This window comes from Mycobacterium sp. E2479, from assembly GCF_001667925.1.
In the GTDB taxonomy this organism is placed as follows: domain Bacteria; phylum Actinomycetota; class Actinomycetes; order Mycobacteriales; family Mycobacteriaceae; genus Mycobacterium.
In genome coordinates this window covers 1-23,926 of the sequence record NZ_LZJR01000085.1, presented here as the reverse complement: position 1 = coordinate 23,926, position 23,926 = coordinate 1, and the positions used below count along the sequence as shown (strand labels likewise).

Below are 23,926 nucleotides of genomic sequence, written 5' to 3'. Positions count from 1 at the left end.
GTGCTCAGTGGCTGCGGTGGCGGGCTGGCGGGGGGCAGCGTGGTGATCACCGGTGGCACCGGTATGGCCGGTTCGGCGCTGGCCCGCCACCTCGTTGACCGTTACCGAGTGGCCCACGTGGTGCTGGTCAGCCGGACCGGCGCCCGGGCCGCCGGGGTCACCGACCTGGTGGCCGCGCTGCGGGAGGGCGGGGCGCAGGTGTCGGTCGTGTCCTGTGATGTCGCCGACCCCGAAGCGGCATCGGCGATGCTGGCCCAGATACCGGCGGGCTATCCGCTGCGCGGAGTCATTCATGCCGCGGGCATTCTCGACGACGGGTTGATCTCGTCGCTGACCCCGGATCGGGTGGAGGCGGTTCTGCGCGCCAAGGTCGACGGAGCCTGGAATCTGCACGAGCTCACCCGGCAGCTGGATCTCTCGGCGTTCGTGGTGTTTTCGTCGATGGCCGGGATCGTGGGGACCCCGGGCCAGGCCAACTACGCGGCGGCCAACAGTTTCCTCGACGGGCTGGCCGCCTACCGGCGCGCCCAGGGACTTCCTGGCCTGTCGCTGGCCTGGGGCCTGTGGGAGCAGGCCTCGGCGATGACCGCGCACCTTGGGGACCGCGACAAGGCCAGGATGAGCAGAATCGGGCTGGCGCCGCTGTCCACCGAACAGGCGCTGGCGGCTTTCGACGCCGCGATGCTCGTCGACAGTCCGGTGCTGGTTGCGGCCCGGGTGGACCGGGCCGCCCTGTCCGACAACGTCGCCGCGCTGCCGCCACTGCTGCGGGAACTGGTGGCCGGTCCCACCAGGCGTGTCATCGACGACAACGACGTCACCGCCTCGACGAGCGGGCTTTCGGCGCGGCTGCACGGCCTGAGTTCCGAGGCGCGACAGCGCGAGCTGGTCGACCTGGTCTGCGGCAACGCGGCGATGGTGTTGGGTGTGCCCAGTCCGGCGGACGTCAATGCCGACCGCGCCTTCCAAGAGCTGGGGTTCGATTCGCTGACCGCCGTCGAGCTGCGCAACAGGCTCAAAAATGCTACAGGCCTTAGCCTTTCGCCGACACTGATATTCGACTATCCGACACCCACCGTGCTGGCGGCTCATCTGGACACCCAGCTGGCCGGTACTGCGGGCGCCGGCGATCAGCCGAATTTGATGGGTCGCTTCAACGACATCACGCGGGAACTGCAGGCGCTGCTCGGGGCGCCCAGCTGGGATGCCGACGACAAGTCGGTGCTGAGGACCCGCATTCACAACCTGCTCGCCGCGCTCCCGCCGGGCGATCTTGGAGATGCCGAACATCTCGACGACGACCTCGACGCCGCCACCGAAAGCCAACTCTTTGCGATCCTCGATGAAGAACTCGGCCGCTGACACCCCACAAGGAGCAACGATGCCGGGCACCACGCAGCACGTCGACTACCTGAAACGCCTCACGGCGGATCTCAGGCGGACCCGGCGGCGCGTCGCGGAATTGGAGGGCCGGCTTTCCGAGCCCGTCGCGGTGGTGGGCATGGCGTGCCGCTACGCCGGTGGAGTCGAATCACCAGAAGACCTGTGGCAACTGGTGATCGAGGGGCGCGACACGGTGTCGGACTTCCCGGCCGATCGCGGCTGGGACGTCGAAGGGCTGTACGACCCCGACCCCGATGCCAAGGGAAAGATGTACACCCGGCAGGGCAGCTTCCTGCAGGACGCGGGTGAGTTCGACGCCGGATTCTTCGGCATCGGGCCCAGCGAGGCGCTGGCCATGGATCCCCAGCAACGGATGATGCTGGAGATCTGCTGGGAAGCGTTGGAACGGGCGGGCATTGACCCATTCGCGTTGCGCGGCTCGGCGACCGGAGTGTTCGCTGGGGTCATTCACGCCGGCTATGGCGGCGAGGTGAAGGGCGAGCTGGAGGGCTACGGCCTCACGGGCTCGACGCTGAGCGTGACCTCGGGCCGGGTGTCCTATGTGCTGGGCCTGGAAGGCCCGGCCGTGTCGGTGGATACCGCGTGTTCGTCGTCGTTGGTCTCCATGCATCTGGCCGCGCAGTCGTTGCGGTCGGGCGAATGTGATCTGGCGCTGGCAGGCGGTGTGACCGTCATGGCCACCCCCGCGGCCTTCGTCGAGTTCAGCCGCCAGCGTGCGCTGGCCCCCGACGGCCGGTGCAAGGTGTACGCCGGTGCGGCGGACGGGACTTCGTGGTCGGAGGGCGCGGGTGTGCTGGTGCTCGAGCGGCTGGCCGACGCGCGCCGCCTGGGGCATCCCGTCTTGGCGGTGCTGCGCGGCACGGCGGTGAATCAGGACGGCGCGTCGAACGGGTTGACCGCACCGAACGGGCCGTCGCAGCAGCGGGTGATCCGGGCGGCGTTGGCCAACGCCGGACTGGCGGCGGCCGACGTGGATGTGGTTGAGGGTCACGGCACCGGCACCACCCTCGGGGATCCCATCGAGGCCCAGGCGCTGTTGGCGACCTACGGTCAGGATCGCCCGGCGGACCGGCCGCTGTGGTTGGGCTCGATCAAATCGAACATCGGGCATACCTCGGCAGCGGCGGGGGTGGCCGGGGTGATCAAGATGGTGCAGGCGATTCGGCACGGCGTGCTGCCCAAGACGCTGCACGTGAATGAGCCGTCGCCGCACGTGGATTGGTCGGCCGGTGCGGTGTCGCTGTTGACCGAGCCGCGGCCATGGCCCGATCACGGCGGAATACGGCGGGCCGGCGTCTCGTCGTTCGGGATCAGCGGCACCAACGCGCACGTGATCGTCGAGCAGGCCCCCGCGCAACTCGACAGCGAACCCGAACGGGTAGCCGCGACGCCGAATCCGGTGGTTCCGTGGGTGGTTTCGGCCCGGTCTCCAGAGGCGCTGGCCGGTCAGGCGCAGCGACTGCTGGATCGGCTCAGTGCCGACGAGGGCGTGCGAGCGGCTGACGTGGGTTGGTCGCTGGCGACCACCCGGGCCGCCTTCGAGCACCGCGCGGTGCTGGTGGGTGCCGACCGCGAGGCGCTGACCGCGGGGTTGGCGGGGCTGGCGTCCGGTCGGCCGGACCCGGACGTGCTGGTCGGCCGGATCCGATCGGTGGGCAAGCGGGTATTCGTCTTCCCCGGACAGGGCTCGCAGTCGCTGGGCATGGGCGCCGAGCTGTACGAGCGGTTTCCCGTGTTTGCCCAGGCTTTCGACGAGGTTGTCGCGGCGGTCGACGCCCACGCTCGGTTGCCGTTGCGTGAGGTGATGTGGGGCGGCGACCCGGAGTTGTTGCAGAGCACGGAGTTTGCCCAGCCGGCGTTGTTCGTCTTGGAGATCGCGTTGGCCGCGTTGTGGCAGTCCTTCGGTGTGGAACCCGATGTGGTGATCGGCCATTCGGTGGGAGAGATCGCCGCTGCGTGTGTGGCGGGGGCGCTGTCGGTGCCCGATGCGGCGCGGCTCGTCGCGGCGCGCGGCCGGTTGATGGCCGGGTTGCCCGCCGGCGGGGTGATGGTCGCCGTGACCGCGACGGAAGCAGAGGTAACTCCCTTGCTCAGCGGTGCCGTGAGCATCGCGGCGGTCAACGGCCCGCAATCGCTGGTGCTCTCCGGCGAGCAGGGCGCGGTGGCCGCGGTCGCGGACCGGCTGGCGGACCACGGCGCCAGGGTGCACAGGCTGGCGGTCTCGCACGCGTTTCACTCGTCGTTGATGGAGCCGATGATGGGGGACTTCGCGACGGCGATCACTGATGTGTCGCCGGGTGAGCCGCGTGTTGCCCTGGTATCCAACCTGACCGGGCAACTGGCCGGACCCGACTACGGCACCGTCGGGTACTGGGTCGACCATGTGCGCAAGCCGGTGCGATTCATCGACGGTGTGCGGCTGGCCGAATCGCTGGGCGCCGGCGTGTTCCTGGAGGTGGGCCCGGGGGCGGCGTTGACGTCCGCGGTGGAGCAATCCTTGACGACTGACCGGGCGATCTCGGTGATGACAATGGCCAAGGGCCGCCCCGAAGTGGACTCGCTGCTGCGCGCTGCGGGACAGCTGTTCACGGCCGGGGCCGAGGTGCGGTGGGCCGCGGCCTTCGCCGAGACGGACGCCCGGCGTGTCGAGCTGCCGACGTATGCCTTTGCGCGGCGCCGGTTCTGGCTATCCAGCGATTCGGTCGGTTCGGCCAACATCGCCAGCCTGGGTCTGGCCGAGGCCGAGCATGCGCTATTGGGCGCGGTGGTCGACCGGCCGGATTCGGGTGGTGTGGTGTTGACGGGCCGGCTTTCGCTGGCGGCTCAGCCATGGCTGGCCGACCACGCGGTCGGCGGCACGGTGCTGTTCCCGGGGGCCGGCTTCGTGGAGCTGGCGTTGCGGGCCGGCGACGAGGTCGGCTGCTCGATGATCGAAGAGTTGACGCTGTCCGCACCGCTTACGGTGCCGGCGGCCGGGGTGGTGCACCTACAGGTGGTGGTCGCGGCGGCGGACGAGGCCAGAACCCGTTCGGTCGCAGTGTATTCGCGTGCCGCGCAATCAGATTGGGTGTTGCATGCCGAAGGCGTGCTGAGCGACGGTGCGGTCGCGCGGGGCACTGACCTGTCGGTGTGGCCGCCGCTGGGTGCGGACGCCGTACCCGTGGCGGGCGCGTACGACGGCCTGGCGGACCGGGGCTACGGATACGGACCGGCCTTTCAGGGGTTGCGGGCCGTCTGGCGCAGGGGGACTGAGACTTTCGCCGAGGTGGAGCTTCCGCAACAGGCCGGGGTATCGGCCGGTAACTTCGGCCTTCATCCGGTGGTCCTCGACGCGGCACTGCATGCGCTGGGAGTGGCCGACGAGCGCATCGAGACCGTCCTGCCGTTCTCGTGGCAGGGGGTGAGTCTGTACGCGGCCGGCGCATCGCGGGTCCGGGTGAGACTGGCGCCGGCCGGTGCCGGCGCCGTGTCGGTCGAGCTGGCCGACTCGTCGGGGCTGCCCGTCCTGTCGGTGCGCGAGCTGGTCACGCGTGCCGTCTCGGCCGATCAGTTGTCCGCGGCCGTGGCAGCACGTTCCGGCAGCGGTGAGCTGCTCGACGTGGTGTGGTCGCCGGTACCGCTGCCCGGCAACGACATCGGCGAGCACTTCACGGTCTGGGAGTCGCCGTGTGTGGACTCCAACGCGCTCACCACCGTCTATAGCGCGACCCACCAGGCGCTGGGTGCGCTGGGACCGTGGCTGACAGGGGACGCGGCCGGGGTCCTGGTGGTGCTGACCCGCGGAGCCGTGGGACTGGACGGCGAGGACGTCGCGGACCTGGCCGGTGCCGCCGTGTGGGGCCTGACGCGTTCGGCGCAGGCCGAGCACCCGGGCCGTGTGGTGCTGGTCGATACCGACGGAACACTCGACGTCGCAACGGTGATCGGCTGTGACGAGCCGCAATTGGTGGTGCGCGACGGTGTGGCGTACAGGCCCCGGCTGAAGCCGGCCGACCAGCGGACCATGCTGCAGCTGCCCGACCCGCCGTCGGCGTGGCGGCTGGCCGCCGGCGACGCCGGGACGCTCGAGGACCTGGCGGTGCAGGAGCACCCGCCGACGACACCGGAAACAGGTCAGGTGCGGGTGAGGGTGGCCGCGGCCGGCGTGAACTTCCGTGATGTGCTGGTGGCGCTGGGCATGTACCCCGGCGCCGCACAGCTAGGCGCCGAGGGCGCGGGAATCGTCACCGAACTCGGAGCCGGTGTAACGGATTTGGCGGCGGGGGACGCGGTCATGGGGATTTTCGGTTCGGCGGGCTCCGAGGCGGCCGTCGATCGCCGGTTGGTGACCCGGGTGCCGCCCGGGTGGTCTATGACGCAGGCCGCGGCCGTGCCGGTGGTGTTTTTGACGGCCTACTACGGGCTATCGGTGCTGGCGGCCTTGCGCGCCGGGGAGCGGGTGCTGGTGCACGCTGCCACCGGCGGCGTGGGCATGGCCGCGGTCCAGCTGGCCCGGCATTGGGGCGCGGAGGTGTTCGCAACCGCCAGCCGCGGCAAGTGGGACACCTTGCATGCCATGGGATTCGACGATGCGCACATCGCGGATTCCCGCACCCTGGATTTCGAGCGGAAATTCGCCGGTGGCGTGGACGTGGTACTCAACTCCCTGGCGGGGGAGTTCAACGACGCGTCAATGCGGCTGCTCGGGCCAGGCGGGCGCTTCATTGAAATGGGCAAGACCGACCTGCGGGACCCGGCTGCCGTCGCGGCGGCTCACCCCGGCGTGACGTATCGCGCGTTCGACCTGATGGAGGCCGGCCCCGACCGCATCGCCGACATGCTGGCGGAATTGATGCGGCTGTTCGCCGGAGGGGTGCTGACGCCGTTGCCGGTCAAGGCGTTCGACGCGCGCGCCGCCGCCGACGCCTACCGGTTTGTCAGCCAGGCCCGCCACATCGGCAAGGTCGTGCTCACCATGCCGGACGGTCCCGCCGGGCTGGCGGGCGGCACCGCGCTGATCACCGGTGGCACCGGAATGGCGGGTTCTGCGGTGGCGCGGCACCTTGTGGAGCGGCACCGGGTGCCCCATGTGCTGCTGGTCAGCCGCAGCGGTGAACGCGCCGACGGCATGGCGGAGCTGGCCGCCGAATTGCGCCAAAAGGGCGCATCGGTGTCCGTGGCGGCCTGCGATGTCGGCGACCGGGATGCCGTCGCGGCGGTGCTGGCGGGGGTGCCCGCGCAGTTCCCGTTGCGCTCGGTGTTCCACGCGGCGGGCGTACTCGACGACGCGGTGATCGCGTCGTTGACGCCCGCTCGCATCGACACGGTGCTGCGTGCCAAGGTTGACGGGGCCTGGCATCTGCACGAGTTGACCAAGGAGCTGGATCTGTCGGCGTTCGTGGCGTTTTCGTCGATGGCCGGCATCGTGGGTGCGCCGGGCCAGGGAAACTACGCCGCGGCCAACAGCTTCCTCGACGCGCTGGCCGCGCACCGCCGCGCCCACGGGCTGCCGGGTTTGTCGGTGGCCTGGGGGATGTGGGAGGAGATCTCGACGATGACGCGGGACCTCGGCGATCGTGACAAGGCCAGGATGAGCCGGGCCGGGTTGAGCGCGTTGTCCACCATGCAGGCACTGGAGCTGCTGGATGCCGCGTTGCTGACCGAGCACCCCATGGTGGTGGGCACCCGACTGGACAGGGCAGCGTTGGCGCACCACAGCGACACGCTGCCGCCGTTGCTCAGCCAGCTGGCCAGCCGCCCGGCCCGCCGGGTCCTGGAGCACACCGACATGGTGTCCCTGACGGGCCTGCGGGCGCGCCTGGAGGGCATGACCCCCGAACAGCGGCGTGCCGAACTAATCGAATTGGTCTGCACCAATGCGGCCACGGTATTGGGCCACAGCACCGCGGACGTCAACGCCGGGGACGCGTTTCAAGACCTCGGCTTCGATTCGCTGACCGCCGTCGAACTGCGCAACCGGCTGAAAATCGCGACGGGGCTCACCCTTTCGCCCACGCTGATCTTCGACCAGCCCACGCCAAGCGCACTTGCCGAACACCTCGACGCCCAGCTGACCACCAGCGCCCCCGAAGGGCAACCGCCCGATCGCGTGACCCGCTTCAACGGCATTGCCCGAGAGCTACAGGCCCTGCTCAACCAGCCCGATCTGAGTCCCGGCGACAGGGCGCAGCTCATCACCCGGCTGGAAAGTCTGTTGAGCAGCGTGACGGGCACATCGCCGGCCCCGCTGCTGCTGCACCCCGAGGACGCGTTCGACGACGACATCTCAACCGCCACCGAGAACCAGCTTTTCGCGATTCTCGACGACGAAGTCGGCCCCTGACCTTGCCGTCGACCGACGTAGCGATCATCGGGCTGGCATGCAGGTTTCCCGCCGCCGCCGACCCCGCCGCGTTCTGGCGCTTGATCCGCGAGGGACGTGAGGCCACTGAGTTCACCGGGGACGCGGGCGAATTCGACGCCGACTTCTTCAACCTGTCACCGCGTGAGGCGTGCGCCATGGATCCCCGGCAACGCCTGGCCCTCGAACTGACCTGGGAATTGTTCGAAGACGCCTACCTATTGCCGGAAACGCTTCGGGGAGAGCAAATTTCGGTTTACCTCGGGGCGATGACAGATGACTACGCCGCACTGACGCTGCGCGACCTTGCCGATAACCTGGACCACCACACCTTCGCCGGGATCAGCCGTGCGATGATCGCCAACCGCATCTCGTACGCCTTCGGATTGCATGGCCCGAGCATGACCGTCGATTCCGGCCAGTCGTCTTCTCTGGTGGCGGTGCACCTTGGCTGCGAAAGCGTGGCCACCGGCCAGTCGACGCTGGCGATCGCGGGCGGAGTCCATCTCAACCTGGCCAACGAAATCGCGGTGATGGAAAGGGAATTCGGCGCGGTATCGGCGTCGGGTCACACATATGCGTTCGATCGGCGCGCCGACGGCTACGTGCGCGGTGAAGGCGGCGGACTGGTGCTGCTCAAACCCTTACCGTCGGCACTGGATGACGGTGATCGCATCCGCGCGGTCATTCGCGGCAGCGCCGTCGCCAACGCCGGGCACAGCGCGACCGCTCAGACCGTGCCATCGGCGCGCAGCGAGGCGCACGTGATCCGGCGCGCGCTCGCCGATGCCGGCCTGCAGGGCAGCGACATCGATTACATCGAGGCCCACGGCACCGGGACGAAGGTCGGCGACGCGGTCGAAGCTCAGGCGCTGGGGGAGATCTTCGCCGAGCGCGCCCACGATCCGGTGCTGGTCGGATCGGTGAAGACCAACACCGGCCACGCCGGAGGCGCCGCGGGGATCGCGGGACTACTCAAAGCCGTACTGGCGATCGAACATGCCGCCATCCCGGCCAGCCTCAACCACACCGACCCTGACGGTGAGCTCAACAACCTTGGGCTGCAGGTCAACACCTCCCTGACGCCCTGGCCGTCGATGGATCGTCCGCGGCGGGCCGGGGTGTCCTCGTTCGGAATGGGCGGCACCAACGCGCACCTCATCGTCGAGCAACCACCCGCCCAGCGGGAAATCAGGCGACCCGAGACGCCAGGGGGCGAGGCATTGCCCTGGGTATTGTCGGCCCGCTCGGCACAGGCGTTGGCCAACCAGGCGCGACGCCTGTCGGCCTATATGGCCGACCGCCCCGACGTGAGCCCGCTCGACATGGCCTGGTCGTTGGTCAGCACCCGGACTGTCTTCGAGCACCGCGCGGTGCTGGTGTGCGGCGATCGTCCGTCACTGGCAAGGAATTTGGCGGGCCTCGCGGCGGGTGAGTCGACGCCGGAGGTGGCGGTGGGCCGGGCGATGCCATTGGGCAAGACGGTCTTTGTGTTTCCGGGCCAGGGGTCGCAATGGCTGGGCATGGGACGCCAACTCTACGCCCGGTTCGACGTGTTCGCCCGGGCCTACGACGAGGCCGCCGCGGCGGTGGACGCTCATCTGCGGCTGCCGCTGCGTGAGGTGATGTGGGGCGCCGACCCGGAGCTGCTGCGTAGCACCGAGTTCGCCCAACCGGCGTTGTTCGTGCTCGGGCTCGCGCTGGCGGCGCTGTGGCAGTCCTTCGGTGTGGCGCCGGATGTGGTGATGGGCCACTCGGTGGGCGAGATCGCGGCGGCCTGTGTGGCCGGGGTGCTCTCGCTCGCGGATGCGTCGCGCATTGTGACGGCGCGGGGACGATTGATGGCGGGGCTGCCTGCCGGCGGGGTGATGATGGCGGTCGGCGCCGGCGAGGCCGAGGTGGCCGGGTTGCTGAACGACGAGGTGAGCATCGCGGCGGTCAACGGCCCCAACGCTGTGGTGCTTTCCGGTGCGCGGGCGCCCGTTCAAGCCCTGGCGGACCGGCTGGCCCGGGAGGGCCGGCGCGTGCATCGCCTGGCGGTGTCGCACGCGTTTCATTCGCCGTTGATGCAGCCCATGATGGCGGAATTTTCCGCGGCGGTGGCCGGCATCGAGGTGAGGGCGCCGCGAATCGGGTTGGTGTCTAACGTGACCGGGCGGCTGGCCGGCGCCGGCTACGGATCGCCTCAGTACTGGACGGCGCATGTCGGTCAGCCGGTGCGCTTCTTCGAGGGCGTGCGCGCTGCCGAGGACGCCGGCGCCGAACTCTTCGTGGAACTGGGTCCGGGCGCCTCGCTGACCGCCGCGGTGGACCAATCGCTGAGCGACGAACGGGCCATATCGGTGCCCACCATGGTCAAGGATCGGCCCGAGACGGAATCGGTGCTGGGTGCGGTGGGCAGGTTGTTCACCCGTGGCCTCGACGCCGACTGGTCGGGCGTGTTCGCCGGGAGGAACGCGCGACGAGTCGAGTTGCCGACGTATGGCTTTGCGCGGCAGAGGTTTTGGCTGGGTGCCAGCGCGACTCAAACGCCGCCCGCCACGGCCACCCGAACGCCCGATTTGGCGCACCGGCTGCACGGACTGACGCCCGACGACCAGCATCGGGTACTGGTGGAGCTGGTCTGCGAGCATGCGGCCGCCGTGTCCGGGCATCCGGGTGGCCACACCATCGACCACGACCGCGCTTTCGGCGACCTCGGCTTTGACTCGATGACCGGGGTTGAGCTGCGTAACCGGCTCACCAGCCATACCGGCCTCGCTTTGTCCCGAACGCTGATCTTCGATTATCCGACGCCGGCGGCGCTGGCCGACCATCTTCGCCGACAGCTTCTGCATGACGAAGCGGGCGAATCGGAGGAGGAAAAAATTTGGTCGGCGCTGCGCAACATACCCATGCGCGAGCTTCGAAGAACGGGACTGCTCGAGAAACTTCTATTGCTCGCCGGCACGCCGGAAACATCAGTCTCCGATGCAAATGTCAATGCCGACGACATCGACTCGTTGACGCCCGAAGCGTTAATCGCGATGGCGCTCAGCTCGGCGGAAGAGGATGATGCCGAATGACGAATTCCGTGCTGGCGGATATGATTACGTGGACGTAAAGCCGACTTAATAAGACATGTGTTGAATACGCGAAATTTTTGCACCGCCAAGCGGAAGCGCATTAGTTCGCCGCATGTAAGGGGAGCGTATTTGTTAAGAAATCAAGAGGATAGAGCATGAGCGTCATCGCCGGTGTATTCGGCGCGTTGCCGCCGCATCGGTATAGCCAAAGCGAAATCACCGACGCGCTCGTCGACCTCCCCGCATTGAAGGAACACGAAGGCGTGGTCCGGCGCCTGCACGCCGCCGCCCGAGTCAACGGCCGCCACTTCGTGCTGCCCCTCGAGCGGTACCGCGAGCTGACCGATTTCGGCGCGACCAACGAGATCTTCATCGACAAAGCCGTGCAGCTGGGCTGCGACGCCGTGCTGGGCGCTCTCGACGAGGCCGGGCTGCAGCCGCAAGACATCGACATGATCGCCACCACAACGGTCACCGGCATCGCGGTCCCGTCGCTCGATGCCCGGCTCGTCGGGCGGCTCGGCCTGCGCCCGGACGTGCGCCGGGCTCCGCTTTTCGGACTGGGCTGCGCGGCCGGCGCGGCGGGCGTCGGACGCCTGCACGATTACCTTCGGGGCGCGCCCGACGGTGTCGCCGTCCTGGTGTCGGTCGAGTTGTGTTCGCTCACGTTCCCGACGGTCAGGCCGACCGTGTCAGGACTGGTCGGGACGGCCATGTTCGGTGACGGCGCCGGGGCCGTGATCGCCGTCGGCGACCGGCGGGCCGAGCGACTGAATTCCGCCGGACCCGACATCGTGGATTCGCGCAGCCGTCTGTACCCCGAATCGCTGCACATCATGGGCTGGAACATCGGTTCGGACGGCATGCAACTGGCGATGTCGCCAGAACTACCGAACGTCATCGACCGTTACCTGGCCGACGACGTGAACAGTTTCCTCGCCGAACATCGGCTGACCAAGGACGACATCGGCGCCTGGGTGACCCATCCCGGCGGCCCAAGGGTGATAAACACGATCGCCAAAAGCCTCGAATTGCCCCTGGAGGCACAGGAATTGACCTGGCGCTCGCTCGGCGAAGTCGCCAACCTCTCGTCCGCGTCGGTGCTGCACATCCTGCGCGACACCATCGCCAAACCGCCGCCCAGCGGCAGCCCCGGGCTGATGCTCGCAATGGGTCCCGGCTTCGGCTCCGAGCTGGTGTTGCTGCGCTGGCACTGATTTTGTGACCGCATCGCGAAATGTGTTGCGGCTCAGTACAGCGGTGTCGACCCGCCGGTGCGGCTTCGCCACGCTTGCGGTCGCCACAGGTTCGTCATTCCAGCAGCTCGGAGAGCTCCAGCCAGCGGCTCTCCGTCTCGGCGACCTCGTCTCGAAGCGCGCGCAACTCCTGGGTGAGCCGGGTGATGCCAATGTGGTCGGACTGGTCGTGCGCGGCGAGTTCGTTGTGCTTTTCCTCGATCCGATCCGCCAATCGCGCGAGCTGGCGATCGATGGAGGCCACCTCTTTTTCGGCCGCGCGGCGCCGGGCGCCCGACATCGCTCGCGATGCGGGGTCGCGGGGCCGCGGTGATCCGGCGGTCGTCTCGCCCCTCCGCCGCTCGGCCAGTTGCAGATACTCGTCGACACCGCCGGGCAGATGCCGCAACCGGCCGTCGAGCACCGCGTACTGCTGATCGGTGACGCGCTCCAGCAGGTAGCGGTCGTGCGAGACGACGATCAGAGTGCCCGCCCACGAGTCCAGGAGATCCTCCATCGCGGCCAGGGTGTCGGTGTCGACATCGTTGGTCGGCTCGTCGAGCAGCAACACGTTGGGCTCGGCCAACAACGTCAGCATCAGCTGCAACCGCCGCTGCTCACCGCCGGACAGATCCTCGACGCGGGCGGACAGCTGGCCCCGAGCGAATCCGAGGCGCTCCAGCAGCTGGGCCGGGGTGACCTCACGGCCATCGACCTGATAGCCGCCCTGCAGGTTGCCCAGCACATCGGCGATCCGGTCGCCGCCGACCGCGGCCAGCGCATCGCCCTGCTGGTCGAGCACCGCCAGCCGCACGGTCTTGCCGCGTTTGACCCGGCCCGTGTCCGGCGTGATGGTGCCGTCGATCAAGCCCAGCAGCGTTGACTTGCCGGCGCCGTTGGCACCGACGATGCCGGTGCGCTCGCCGGGGGCGATCCGCCACTCGACGTCGCGCAGCACCGCGCGGCCCCCGAACGAGACCGACACATCGAGCAGATCGATTACGTCCTTGCCCAGCCGTGCGGTTGCCAACTTGGCCAGCTCGACGGTGTTGCGCAGCGGCGGCACGTCGGCGATCAGCTGGTTGGCCGCCTCGATCCGGAACTTGGGCTTGGAGGTGCGCGCCGGCGCCCCGCGACGCAGCCACGCCAGCTCCTTGCGCATCAGGTTTTGCCGCTTGGCCTCGGCCGCGGCGGCCATTCGGTCCCGCTCGACGCGCTGCAGCACGTAGGCCGCGTATCCGCCGTCGAACGGTTCGACGATCCCGTCGTGCACCTCCCACGTGGTGGTGGCGACTTCGTCGAGGAACCAGCGGTCGTGGGTCACCAGCAACAGCCCGCCGCAGTTGCGTGCCCAGCGCTGGCGCAGATGGCCGGCCAGCCAGGTGATGCCCTCGATATCCAGATGGTTGGTGGGCTCGTCGAGTGCGATGACGTCCCAGTCGCCCACCAGCAACCTGGCCAGCTGCACCCGGCGGCGCTGGCCGCCGGACAGCGTGGCAACCTTTGCTTCCCAGGCGATGTCGCAGACCAGCCCGGCGACCACGTCACGAACGCGCGCGTCACCGGCCCACTGGTGTTCGGCCGCCTCGCCGACCAGCGTGTAACCGACGCTGCGGTCCGGATCCAGGGTGTCGGCCTGAGACAGTGCGCCGACCCGCAACCCGCTGCGCTGGGTGACCCGGCCGGAATCGGGCCGTTGCCGCCCGGTCAGCAGCCGCAGCAGGCTGGATTTGCCGTCACCGTTTCGTCCGACGATGCCGATGCGGGCGCCCTCGTTGACTCCGAGGGTGATCGATTCGAAGACCACCCGAGTCGGATATTCGAGGTGTACGGCCTCCGCTCCAAGTAGGTGCGCCACTGGGACGACCCTACTGTCGCCGCTAACCCAGGGTCAGCAGTGCCTGGTCCACCTGGCTTTGCGTTTCCGCCGACGCCTTGCTGGTAACGGCGTCCAGGAAGCGGCTGGCGACGTCGCGCAACTTGAGGTTCGTCTCCTGGGAACGCCAGACCAGAATGTCGAACGCGCGCCCGGCCGAGATGCCGTAGGCGGTCATCAGCACGCCCTTGGCCTGCTCGATACGCGCCCGGGCCTCGGAGACCGCCGACAGGACGTTGGTGATATCGGAGTGCAACGAGTCGGTGACGTCGACGTAGAAGCCGGACGTGCCGGCCAGCGCACCACGGTCGTCGAGCATCCGATCGCCGGCGACGACGACGCAGCGGGTCCGGCCGGCGGTATCGATGATCCGATGCCGGCTGCTGAACGGCTTTCCCTTCGTCACGCGGTCCAGTACGGTGGCCACCCGCTCGCGATCCTCGGGATGTTTGTGTCGAAGCAGCAGTTCCGTGGTGGGCTCGACCTGTCCCGGCTTGTAGCCGTGCATCCGCGCCACCGCGTCCGACCATTGCCAGCGATGGCCCTCGAGGTAGAACCAGAACCTGCCGACGCGCTGCGGCTCACCGAGGCCCAGTACCAGGTCGACCGCGCTCAGGTCGTTGTGCTTCACGACGTCGGACACCAGCGCCTCGCGGCGCTCAATAGTTTCGTCGTTGGAGTTCACCGTCATCGCGTTTCCCCAATTCTCGTTGTGAAAACCTTGGCGTATCAATTCCCGTTTTTGCCCGTGTCCATACCTGCCCGCAATGGGGTGTCGAGGACCTGCTTGACCGTCAGGCCTTGCGGTAGCGCTCGGCGTCTTGGCGTTTGAACTCCAGGCCGAACCCCGGGCGATGCTGATCGGGTCGCAACGCGCCGCCCTCGGGCGACAGCGCGCCGTCGAAAAGCATCTGTTCGATGCGGTGGTGGTCGTGGAAGTACTCCAAGTGCCGCAAATTGGGGATGGTGGTGGCGACGTGGGCGTGCAGGTTGGGAGCGCAGTGCCCGGAAACGTCCACGTTGTAGGAGGCGGCCACGGCCGCGGCGCGCACCCAGTCGCTGATGCCCCCGCAGCGCGTGACATCGATCTGCAGGCAGTCGACCGCCTCGGCGGCGAGCATCCGATTGAAGTAGGCCAGGTCGTAGCCATACTCGCCGGCCGTCACGTCCGGGCTGACCTGGTCGCGCACCTCCCGCAGTCCGTCCAGATCGTCGGAAGACACGGGTTCCTCGAACCACGTGACACCGTGGTCGGTCATTGCGTGGGCAACCCGGATCGCCTGTTTGCGGCGGTAGCCACCGTTGGCGTCCACGTACAGTTCGACGTCGGGGCCGATCACCTTGCGCGCCAGCGCAATCCGATCCAGGTCACGGCTGACGTCGGAGCCCCACGATTCGCCGATCTTGATTTTGACGCGTGGGATCTTCCATTCGTCGACCCAGCGCTCGAGTTGGCCGCGCGTGGTGGACTCGTCATAGGTGGTGAAACCGCCGCTGCCATAGATCGGCACTTCGGGGTGCGCCATGCCCAGCAGCCGGCATACCGGTAGCTCCAGCAACTTGCCCTTGAGGTCCCACAACGCGGTGTCGACCGCCGAGATGGCACACGAGGCCAATCCCGGCCGGCCGTTGTTACGCATCGCCGTGACCATCGACCCCCACCGCGCCGGGATGTCAAGCGGATCATGTCCGGTGAGCGCTCCGGCGAGCTTGCCGCCGATCAGCTTGCCGCAGGCCCCGTCGGCGTAGGTGTAGCCGATTCCGCGTCGGCCGCCGGCCACAACCTCGGCCAGTACCAGGGTGGTCGACGACCAGGACAGGGTGCCGTCGGCTTCGGGTGCGTCGGTGGGGATTTCGTAAACCTGCGCGGTGACCTCGTCGATCCGCGCGTCGGGCGTCATCGCGCCCACCGGCGGCCCGCCCGCGCCGCGAGCCAGGCGCCCACCCCGGCGGCGCTCAGCGCGCCGGTGCCGCTGACGACCGGGTGCTGGGACGCCCACAGTTGCGGGCTGTGCGCATGCGACTTGTCGTCGAACTGGCCATGCGCGCCGTGGTCGCTGCCCGGCTCCTGGTCCAGCGGCTGCCACAGGTTGTTGGGCCGGTCGGGGTCGACCCGCTCCTTGGTCTGTTGGGAGTCGTATCCGGTGCGGCCCAGGTAGCGGTCCAGCAGCGGCGCCACGAACTTCTGCCCCAGCAGCGTCACCATGGTGGAATCGCCGACCCAATATTGTTTGCGCCCTGGATGATCGGCGGCATACAGCACGCCCCGCGCCGCCACCTCGGGCTGGTAGATCGGCGGCACCGGCTGGGGATGGCGGGGGAGCCGAGACAGCACCCAGGCGAATTGCGGGGTATTCACCGCGGGCATCTGGACGACGGTGATCCGCACCTTCGAGCCCTCATGAAACAGCTCGCAGCGCACCGATTCGGTGAACCCGTTGACGGCGTGTTTGGCGCCGCAGTAGGCCGACTGCAATGGAATCGATCGCTGGCTTAGTGCCGAACCGACCTGCACGATGGTGCCGCGGTTGCGGGGGCGCATCTTGGCCAGCGCCGCCATGGTGCCGTGCACGTACCCGAGGTAGGACACCTCGGTCACGCGCTTGAACTCCTCGGCGCTGATCTCGCTGAACGGCGCGAACACCGACGTGAACGCGACGTTGACCCAGACGTCGATGGGGCCGAAGGCGGCTTCGGCCTGGTCGGCGGCCGCGACGACGGCCGAGTGATCGGCCACATCGGTCGGAATGGCCAGCGCCTTGCCGCCACCGGATTCCACATCACGAGCGGCGCCGTCGAGCCCCGCCGCGCCGCGGGCGAGCAGGACGACGTTGGCGCCGCGCTGTCCGAACTCCCTCGCGGTGGCGCGGCCGATGCCCGCGCTCGCTCCGGTGATCACCACGGTCTGTGTCATCGCAGAACTGCCTTTCGCTCGGTCCAGTAATCACTCATGGTGGGCCTCGTCGTCTTCGAGGGTTGCCGTGCATTCGAGCATCAGCGCGTGCGCGAACGCTTGCGGCAGGTTGCCGCGGAGCTGGCGCTGCCGCACGTCGTATTCCTCGCAGAACAGCCCGGGTGGGCCGCATGCGGCGCGGTTGCGTTCGAACCAGCGCATCGCACAATCGCCGTGGCCCAGTTGATCTTCGGCCAGCGCCATCATGAAACCGCAGAGCAGGAAGGCGCCTTCGGCGTCGCCGAGGTCGCGCTCGTCGTGGCGGAAGCGGTAGACGAACCCGTCGTCGGTGAGTTCCCGGCGGACGGCGTCCAGGGTGGCGCGGGTGCGGGGGTCGTCGGCGGGCACCGCACCGCGCACGGGTGGCAACAGCAATGATGCGTCGACGCCCGTGAGCCGGGGACTGCGCTGCCAATAGCCATGCGGGTGCAGGCTGCTCGACGCCGTGTCGGCCAGGATCGCATCGGCCAGTGAAGCGCACGCGGCCACCTCGGGACCGGCGCCGGCCAGTTTCGCGATGGCACGCAGCCCGGCGACGCACGCCAGGCGGGACTGCGTCCAGTGCTCGTTGTCGGTTTCCCAGACCCCGGCATCCGGTTCGCGCCACCGCTTTTCGATGGCCCCGATTGCCGTCTGCGCGGCGCGCCAACCCTCGGCGTCGAGCCGGTCGGCGGCGCCCGCCTTGGCCAGCAGTTGCAGCGCCTCACCGAAGACATCGAGCTGGAATTGCCGGTTGACCCAGTTGCCGACCTTGTCGGTGCCGCCGGGGTAGCCGGGAAGGTCGAGCGTTTCTTCACTGGGCACCGCGCCGCCGGTGACGGTGTAGGCGGGTTTGAGGTCCGGGCCGTCGTCGAGCAGCCGGGCGCCGACGAATTCGACCGCCCGGTCCAGCAATTCGGTAGTTCCGACCGCGGCGGCCGCCATGCCGGCGTACACCTGGTCCCGGATCCAGGCGTACCGGTAGTCGTAGTTCTGATTGGTGTGCGCACGTTCGGGCAGGCTCATGGTGGCCGCGGCCACCATGCCGCCGCCGCTGCTGGTCAGCCCCCGCAGCACCGCATAGGAGTGGCGACCGTCGCGGGGAGCGATGGTGCAATCCAGCCGCGGCACGCTGCGGTGCCAGGCGGCCGCGGTGGCGTCCCAGGCCATGTCGGGGTCGGGAGGCTGGTCGGGAAGTGCGTGTTCGGAAAGCTCGAGCACCAGGTCGTGTTGGCGACCCTCCTCGAGGGCGATCTCGCAAACGAGCAACTCGCTGTTGTCGTGCGCGGCTTTGATGGTGCGCACGTCGCAGCCGGCCAGCCAACGCCAGCGCAACCGGCCCGACCGGCCGTTCCACACCCCGCCTTCGGAGGTCGGCTGGCCGAGGCCGTGCCGGCCGAAGCCCGCTGCCGGCGCCAGCAGCACTCGCACGCGGGCCGTGCCGCGGCACACCATGAGGCGCCGCAATAGCACCACCCGATCGGCCTCGCCCGGAAACGCCAGCGCCTCACGGCATTCCACGGTGGAGTCGCGAGTCGTCCAGCGGTTGCGCCAGATCAGCGTGCCCGGCTCGTAGTAACCGCCCCAGACATGACGGACGTCGATCGGGGTGATCGCGTAAACGCCACCGCCGCCAATGAGGTTGGAGAAGACGCCGTCGGAGTCCCAGTGCGGCGCGCACATCCACGCCAGGTCGCCCTGCGGCCCGATCAGCGCGCCGCGCTCGCCGTCGGCGAGCAACGCGTACTCCCGCAGCACCCGTGGTGCGAAAACCGTCTCGACGTCGATCGTTCGGTCAGCCACCGGCTTTCGCCTCCGACCTCCGTCCCGCGGTGGAATCGATCTTCCCACCGGCCAGCCGTTCGGCCAGCCGCGAGGCCAGCGCCATGATCGTCAGCGCCGGGTTCGCCGAGCCCTGGGTGGGACACACGGAGCCGTCGGCGAGGAACAGGTTCGGCACGCCCCACACCCGTTGATCGGAGTCGACGACCGAATTCTGCGGGTTGGTGCCCATGCGGGCGCCACCGATCAGGTGGGCGAAGCGCTCGATGGTGAGCACGTCCTGGGCGTCGGCGGCACGCAGGATGTCGCCGATCACCTTGGTGGAGTACGCCATGTTGGCCTTGTCGTTGTCGCACAGCGTGTAGTCGAATCGGGCTACCGGAATGCCGTACGGATCTTCCTCGTCGGCCAGCGTCACGCGATTGTCGGGCAGCGGCAACAGCTCGTTGAGCACGCCGACGGTCGCCCAATGGTTGTAGTCGCGCATGTACTCCCGCAAGGCGCGACCCCAGTGCCCGTCTGCCAGGACGTGTTCGGCCCAGCCGATCGGCATCGGCGACACGGTCTGGATGGCGAAGCCGCGGGCGAATCCACGCGAGGTATCGGTCTCGTAGAACTGTTCGGAGGTCACTTCCGGGGGAGGCGCCTTATACATCCGGACCTCCTCGGACCACCGGCCTGCGGACTGGGTGGCGCCCTGCACCATCACGTAGCGTCCGACCTGATCGTCGTTGTTGCCCAGCCCGTTCGGGAACCGGTCGCTGGACGAGTTCAACAGCAAACGCGGCGTCTCGATCGAGTAGCCGGCAATGGCAACGACTTTGGCGCGTTGCAGGCGCTCTTTGCCGCCGATCTCGTCGTAGTAGACCACGCCCCGGGCCGCGCCGCTCTCATCGAGCTCGACGCGTGAGGCCATGCAGTTGGCGCGGATCTCCACGGCATGGGCCAGAGCGTCGGGCAGGTGCGTGACGTACGGGCTGGCCTTGGCGTTGACCTTGCAGCCCTGCAGGCAGTAGCCGCGGTAGATGCAGTGCGGACGGTTGCCGAACGTGCCGTTGACGATGCCGACGGGACCGACCCGCATCTCGATGCCCAGCTTGAGGGCTCCCCCCCAGATCTTGGCGGCCGCGCCCGAGATAGGGTGCGGTGCAAAGGGATAGCGATGCGGATCGCCCCAGGGCCAGTTCTGGCCGGCGACCGGCAGCTCGAGCTCCACCTGCTCGTAGTGGCGGCGAATATCCTCGTAGCGGATGGGCCAGTCCGCCCCTACCCCGTCCCGGGTGTAGGTCTCGAAGTCGCTGGGGTGAAACCGCGGGGTGTACCCCGCGTAGTGCACCATGGAGCCGCCGACTCCGCGCCCGGAGTTGTTCTTGCCCAACTCGATTGGGTCGTCGCCGCCGATGATGCGTTTCTGTGTCCAATACAGCGCGTGCGAACCGGCCTCGTCGGACACCCAATCCTCGTCGGGGTGCCAGAACGGGCCGGCCTCGAGGATCACGACCCGCCAACCCTGGCGTGCCAGCCGCTGCGCCAGGACGGAGCCGCCTGCCCCGGCGCCGACGACAACCAGGTCGACCTCGTCGTCGTCGTCGTAGCGGCGCATGGTTTTCTCGCCGGGCAGGTCGCGCGAGTGCACGTCGAGCAGGAATCGCGAATCGTTGTCCTTCGGTTCGACCGCTCCCTTGAACAGGCCCCGCAAGAAGTCGCCCATCACAGCTCCCCGTTGTTCACGATTTCCACCGGATCCTCGTCGGTGGCGCCGGGGGTCTCGTACGGTTCGCGCGCGGCGGCCGGTCCGGTTGCACCACCGAGGCGCATGAACCCGCGCGGGTAGGCCGGCCCCCCGAATCCGATCTCGTTCCACGCCCAGGGGTGAGAGTAGAAGCCGGACAACGTCGCTCGCATGCACACCGACCACGCGCGCTTGACGTTCAGGCTCTCCCACGCCCCGCCCTGCAGATCCCCCTGCGAAAACCTATCGATGATCGCTTCGCGGGTGGCGGGATCGGCGTCCGCGAACGAGGACTTGCCGTAGTTGGTCGATGCCGTCTCGTCGAGCCCGCGCAATACCAGTCGCCAGGTGTCCCGGTCGTCGGGCATGTCGGCGTACTGATAGCCATCAAGGCGCCCGTCGGCGAGCTTGGAGTCGACGGATTCGGCCGCCGGCACGCGCGGCTCGACGTCCTGCGCCAGCACCGTGTCGCAGAACGCGCGCAGGCACGGCTCTTCATCCGGGGTGAAAAACCGCAGCGGGCCCGGAGGTTCGAGCCTGGCCAGCACCACCTTCCTGGTGGCCTCGTCCCACTTGTCGGCGGTTTCCAGCACGTCGTAATCGGGGTAGCGCCCGATCATTTGCGGTGTGGTGCCGCGGCGTTGCTTGGGCAGCCAGGACGGGTGCGGTGGCTTGCCGTCGGGGCGCAGGTTGGGCAGGTGGTCGGGGCGTGAGGTGTTGGCCATCTGAGGAGTCCCTGCGCTCCTAGTCCCGGAACCGTTCGCGGCGCAGGATCGACGCCAGTAACCCCATTCCGCCGACCATGCACATCAGGCCCGGCGCTGCGATGGGCGGCCCCATCGGCACGTTGTAAGAGGCGTTCTTCCATCCGCCCGGCTTGCGGGCGACCCCGCGCGCGTGTAGGTATTCGCCCATCAGCCCGTTGGCCGTGTAGATGCCCGCGGTGATGGGGAGCCAGAGTTTGGCCCACCGCCGCGAGAACACCCCACCGATTCCGGCGACGACCACCGGCGGGGTCACCACGATCGGGCTCCACATCCACTTGTTGCCGAAGCTGGCTTTGTAGTGCTCGAAGTAGATTTCGGCCGTCGTGACGAGTGCCGCCACGGCGGTGAGCCCAGAGAGCGACCGCTCGAAACGGCCGTGCGCGACGTCGTACAAAGCTCGCCCGGCCAGGTGCTGGACCTCGCCGAGTCCGTCGCCGCCGGCGGTGCGGTCTTTTAGCCGTCCGCCATTGCCCAGCAACAACATTTATCTCCCTTTCTCGCGCGCTTGCCCGCGCCGGCGGTTACCGGCTGGCTGTGATGTCGTCGACGAAGGCGTCCTTCGGCACGCCGGTGACACCGTTGCCCGGTGTCCCACTGGATGCGCCGGCGACTTGAGGGGATGGCTCGTGGAGTGAATCCGTCGCTGTCGTGCCCATAGGCCGCCTCGCCTCCGCGTTGGAAGAACACGATCTGGCAGGCTTCGGTCCCGACACTGTCTGTGCAGTGACGGTCGCCAAAGCCGTCCAGAAAACTGGAAAGCGCCCAGCTGTGTCTTTCAACCGAGGTGGTCTCGACGACGCGTCGCGACCGAAGCGCACGGCCTGTGTACCCGGCGTCATGTTGAGCAAACGGGTTTGCAGCCGGTTCTCAGCCACCTTTCAGGAGCGCCGGTTACGGGTTTTTCGACGGTTGAGCCGGATTAGCGGGGTGCTGAAGTCGGTAGCACGGGATTACCGTCGGCTGGCCGACCTGCCGAGGCGGCTGTTATCGGCGATTTATGTTGCACTGGAATCTATTTCGCGCAATCGCTGGAGCGTGCGACGGGCGGCGCGCGTCGAAATGGAAGGCGTGAAACGGTCCAGCGTCGGGATCGTCGGCGAGGGCGAGATCCGCGACTTCACCGCGATCCGTGACGTCGTGAACACCGCGTCGCGCCTCCAAAGCGTTGCGGCCGCCGGCGAAGTCGTCATGCCAAAGGCCACCGCGCATGGCTGCCGTCGACGGGGGCGAGGTCGTCATGCTCGACCTCAAGGGCAAAGCCGAACCCGTGACGGCACGCCGGATCACCGTCGCGAGCTGGCCGCTTCTTCATCCGCGGCGGGGCCGGGGCGGGCCATCCCGCGGGGGCAGTCGGGCGAAAGACTTAATCAAGGGCTCACAGCGCGTGGGCTATGACGGCGATCGGGCCACCCCCTTGAAGGTGGCCCGATCGATCGTTGCGCCGCACTAGACGTCGATCGTCTGGCTGACGTAGTTCTCCCAGGTGGCGATCTGGCCTGCATCAATCAGCAGCCCCTGGTAATCCGGGTCGGAACTGAGGCTCTGCTGGACCCGGCCGTAGGCGGCCCAGTCCTCGGCGGTCGTCAGGAAGCCGACGGCGTTGGTTCCCTGACCCCCGACCATGGTGACGAGCACAGTGACGTTCTCCGCGCCATGCTTGCGGGCAAGTTCGCTCGCGCGCTTCAGCTGCTTTTGAACGTCGTCCCAGGCCACGCCGGGATTCGGATGGACGATAGTGGTTGCGAGGATTGTCATCGTGGGCACCTTTCACTAGAGGGGACCCAGACAGCCTCTGGCGTGGCAAACTGCGAGCCTAGAGTAGCCGGCTACTTCAATCTTCCGCAGATCTCCGAGCGCCCGTTGCGGGCGAGCAGGTTTGCGCGGCGGACGCGGCACCCGACAACTTGGGCAGAGCGTGAATCGCCAGGGGGTGGGGTTGATTACGCGCCCCACCGGGGTTTAACCGGCCGCATTTGGGGAATGGTCATTGGTTAGCCCGAACGGGCGGTAGCTGCGAATGCTAGTGATTCACGAGCTGCCAAGCCCGTCCCACCGGATGGGTTGTTAAGCCACCAGCAAACCCTGAATAAAACCAGAATATACTATTGACCAGGGAAGTCTATTGAAATGTTGTCTAACGGAGCTCGTGACTCAGCGAACAAATTCATACAAAAGCAAAGATTAATGAATTCGGACTGGAATCCGAATCATAAATACATTCAACAATGCCCTGAATGCGAAGGCATACACGAAACACAAAGGCAGAACGACGAATATTGCATTCGATGCAAAGACAATAAAATGACCGCCTAGACGGCCTCGGAGGCCCGGGGCGCGCGAGCAGGCCCCGACGCGGCAACTAGTTTGCTAGCCAATGCACTTTGGCACTAGCGCGCGGCGGCATTCGGGTGTTTGCTTACCTTGTGGCTAACCGCCACGAGGTACAGGAGGCACCATCATGACCATCGTCACGTACGTAGTTATCCACCCAAACCCGGGCGTCCAGTGGGACGAGGTGCAGAAGCAACTCAAGAAGACAACAGACCTCGCTCGCAAGCACGGCGCCGAGAACGTCACCGTGCTGGCGACCATGATCGGGGGCCCGGCGACCAACGCCATCGGCCTGCTTTCCACAGCCGAGGATTGGACGCGGTACGGCCAGGTCCAGGAGGCGCTCTTCGGCGACCCCGAGATGCAGGCCGCCATGGTAGAGGCTGGCCAGATCGCCACCTGGGAGACATACGTCAGCCAGACGATCGACGTGTAACGCGCCACGTCGGAAGTAATCAAAAC

15 protein-coding genes are annotated in these 23,926 nt (G+C 67.9%); 6 read left to right on the top strand and 9 right to left on the bottom strand.

Annotated elements, in window-relative coordinates; all coding sequences use genetic code 11:
* The 4 genes from A5686_RS12265 to A5686_RS12250 all read left to right on the top strand — a co-directional run.
* On the top strand, window positions 1-1,362 hold a 1,362-nt coding region (locus A5686_RS12265; RefSeq protein WP_156750049.1), incomplete at its 5' end, for a type I polyketide synthase.
* A gap of 19 nt (window positions 1,363-1,381) precedes the next feature.
* The gene (locus A5686_RS12260) at window positions 1,382-7,726 is read left to right on the top strand and encodes an SDR family NAD(P)-dependent oxidoreductase (protein WP_369829701.1); all 6,345 of its coding nucleotides are present in this window, start codon (window positions 1,382-1,384) and stop codon (window positions 7,724-7,726) included.
* Between the two features lie 2 nt (window positions 7,727-7,728).
* Complete coding sequence (locus A5686_RS12255; RefSeq protein WP_067934426.1) at window positions 7,729-10,809, top strand: type I polyketide synthase; 3,081 nt, start codon at window positions 7,729-7,731, stop codon at window positions 10,807-10,809.
* 155 nt (window positions 10,810-10,964) lie between these two features.
* On the top strand, window positions 10,965-12,026 hold the full coding sequence (locus A5686_RS12250) for a type III polyketide synthase (RefSeq protein WP_067934425.1): 1,062 nt from the start codon (window positions 10,965-10,967) through the stop codon (window positions 12,024-12,026).
* Window positions 12,027-12,120: 94 nt separating this feature from the next.
* On the opposite strand, the gene A5686_RS12245 is transcribed toward A5686_RS12250, so the two are convergent.
* The 8 genes from A5686_RS12245 to A5686_RS12210 form a co-directional block, all read right to left on the bottom strand.
* Window positions 12,121-13,902 carry an ABC-F family ATP-binding cassette domain-containing protein gene (locus A5686_RS12245; protein ID WP_067934423.1) on the bottom strand — a complete coding sequence of 594 codons (1,782 nt, stop codon included), beginning with the start codon at window positions 13,900-13,902 and terminating at the stop codon, window positions 12,121-12,123.
* Window positions 13,903-13,924: 22 nt separating this feature from the next.
* The gene (locus A5686_RS12240) at window positions 13,925-14,611 is read right to left on the bottom strand and encodes a PAS and ANTAR domain-containing protein (RefSeq protein WP_067934421.1); all 687 of its coding nucleotides are present in this window, start codon (window positions 14,609-14,611) and stop codon (window positions 13,925-13,927) included.
* 103 nt (window positions 14,612-14,714) lie between these two features.
* Complete coding sequence (locus tag A5686_RS12235; RefSeq protein WP_067934419.1) at window positions 14,715-15,830, bottom strand: enolase C-terminal domain-like protein; 1,116 nt, start codon at window positions 15,828-15,830, stop codon at window positions 14,715-14,717.
* The gene (locus A5686_RS12230; RefSeq protein ID WP_067934417.1) at window positions 15,818-16,834 is read right to left on the bottom strand and encodes an SDR family oxidoreductase; all 1,017 of its coding nucleotides are present in this window, start codon (window positions 16,832-16,834) and stop codon (window positions 15,818-15,820) included. Before A5686_RS12230 ends, A5686_RS12235 begins: the two co-directional genes overlap by 13 nt.
* A 30-nt stretch (window positions 16,835-16,864) precedes the next feature.
* Window positions 16,865-18,655 (bottom strand): glycoside hydrolase family 15 protein, encoded by a 1,791-nt coding sequence (locus A5686_RS12225; RefSeq protein ID WP_067934416.1) that lies wholly within the window; start codon window positions 18,653-18,655, stop codon window positions 16,865-16,867.
* Window positions 18,648-20,345 carry a GMC family oxidoreductase gene (locus A5686_RS12220; protein ID WP_067934414.1) on the bottom strand — a complete coding sequence of 566 codons (1,698 nt, stop codon included), beginning with the start codon at window positions 20,343-20,345 and terminating at the stop codon, window positions 18,648-18,650. Before A5686_RS12220 ends, A5686_RS12225 begins: the two co-directional genes overlap by 8 nt.
* Window positions 20,345-21,091 (bottom strand): gluconate 2-dehydrogenase subunit 3 family protein, encoded by a 747-nt coding sequence (locus tag A5686_RS12215; RefSeq protein WP_067934412.1) that lies wholly within the window; start codon window positions 21,089-21,091, stop codon window positions 20,345-20,347. The genes A5686_RS12220 and A5686_RS12215 overlap by 1 nt, the downstream gene beginning before the upstream one ends.
* Window positions 21,092-21,110: 19 nt before the next feature.
* Window positions 21,111-21,617, bottom strand: coding sequence for a hypothetical protein (locus tag A5686_RS12210; protein ID WP_067934410.1), 507 nt, complete (start codon window positions 21,615-21,617; stop codon window positions 21,111-21,113).
* Window positions 21,618-22,340: 723 nt separating this feature from the next.
* Between A5686_RS12210 and A5686_RS27960 the strand changes: the two genes are divergently transcribed.
* Complete coding sequence (locus A5686_RS27960; protein WP_067934407.1) at window positions 22,341-22,583, top strand: hypothetical protein; 243 nt, start codon at window positions 22,341-22,343, stop codon at window positions 22,581-22,583.
* On the opposite strand, the gene A5686_RS12195 is transcribed toward A5686_RS27960, so the two are convergent.
* A complete protein-coding gene (locus A5686_RS12195; RefSeq protein ID WP_067934405.1) occupies window positions 22,580-22,888 on the bottom strand; it encodes a hypothetical protein in 309 nt (102 codons plus the stop codon). The two genes, A5686_RS27960 and A5686_RS12195, sit on opposite strands and share 4 nt — an antisense overlap.
* Window positions 22,889-23,591: 703 nt before the next feature.
* On the opposite strand from A5686_RS12195, the gene A5686_RS12190 reads away from it, so the two are divergent.
* On the top strand, window positions 23,592-23,900 hold the full coding sequence (locus tag A5686_RS12190) for a hypothetical protein (RefSeq protein WP_067931302.1): 309 nt from the start codon (window positions 23,592-23,594) through the stop codon (window positions 23,898-23,900).
* Window positions 23,901-23,926 lie beyond the last annotated feature (26 nt).

Coding starts and splice junctions, on each gene's coding strand:
- A5686_RS12260 (WP_369829701.1), top strand. CDS start 1,382: ATGCCGGGCACCACGCAGCACGTCGACTACCTGAAACGCCTCACGGCG.
- A5686_RS12250 (WP_067934425.1), top strand. CDS start 10,965: ATGAGCGTCATCGCCGGTGTATTCGGCGCGTTGCCGCCGCATCGGTAT.
- A5686_RS12240 (WP_067934421.1), bottom strand. CDS start 14,611: ATGACGGTGAACTCCAACGACGAAACTATTGAGCGCCGCGAGGCGCTG.
- A5686_RS12230 (WP_067934417.1), bottom strand. CDS start 16,834: ATGACACAGACCGTGGTGATCACCGGAGCGAGCGCGGGCATCGGCCGC.
- A5686_RS12220 (WP_067934414.1), bottom strand. CDS start 20,345: ATGGGCGACTTCTTGCGGGGCCTGTTCAAGGGAGCGGTCGAACCGAAG.
- A5686_RS12215 (WP_067934412.1), bottom strand. CDS start 21,091: ATGGCCAACACCTCACGCCCCGACCACCTGCCCAACCTGCGCCCCGAC.
- A5686_RS12210 (WP_067934410.1), bottom strand. CDS start 21,617: ATGTTGTTGCTGGGCAATGGCGGACGGCTAAAAGACCGCACCGCCGGC.
- A5686_RS27960 (WP_067934407.1), top strand. CDS start 22,341: ATGGCTGCCGTCGACGGGGGCGAGGTCGTCATGCTCGACCTCAAGGGC.
- A5686_RS12195 (WP_067934405.1), bottom strand. CDS start 22,888: ATGACAATCCTCGCAACCACTATCGTCCATCCGAATCCCGGCGTGGCC.
- A5686_RS12190 (WP_067931302.1), top strand. CDS start 23,592: ATGACCATCGTCACGTACGTAGTTATCCACCCAAACCCGGGCGTCCAG.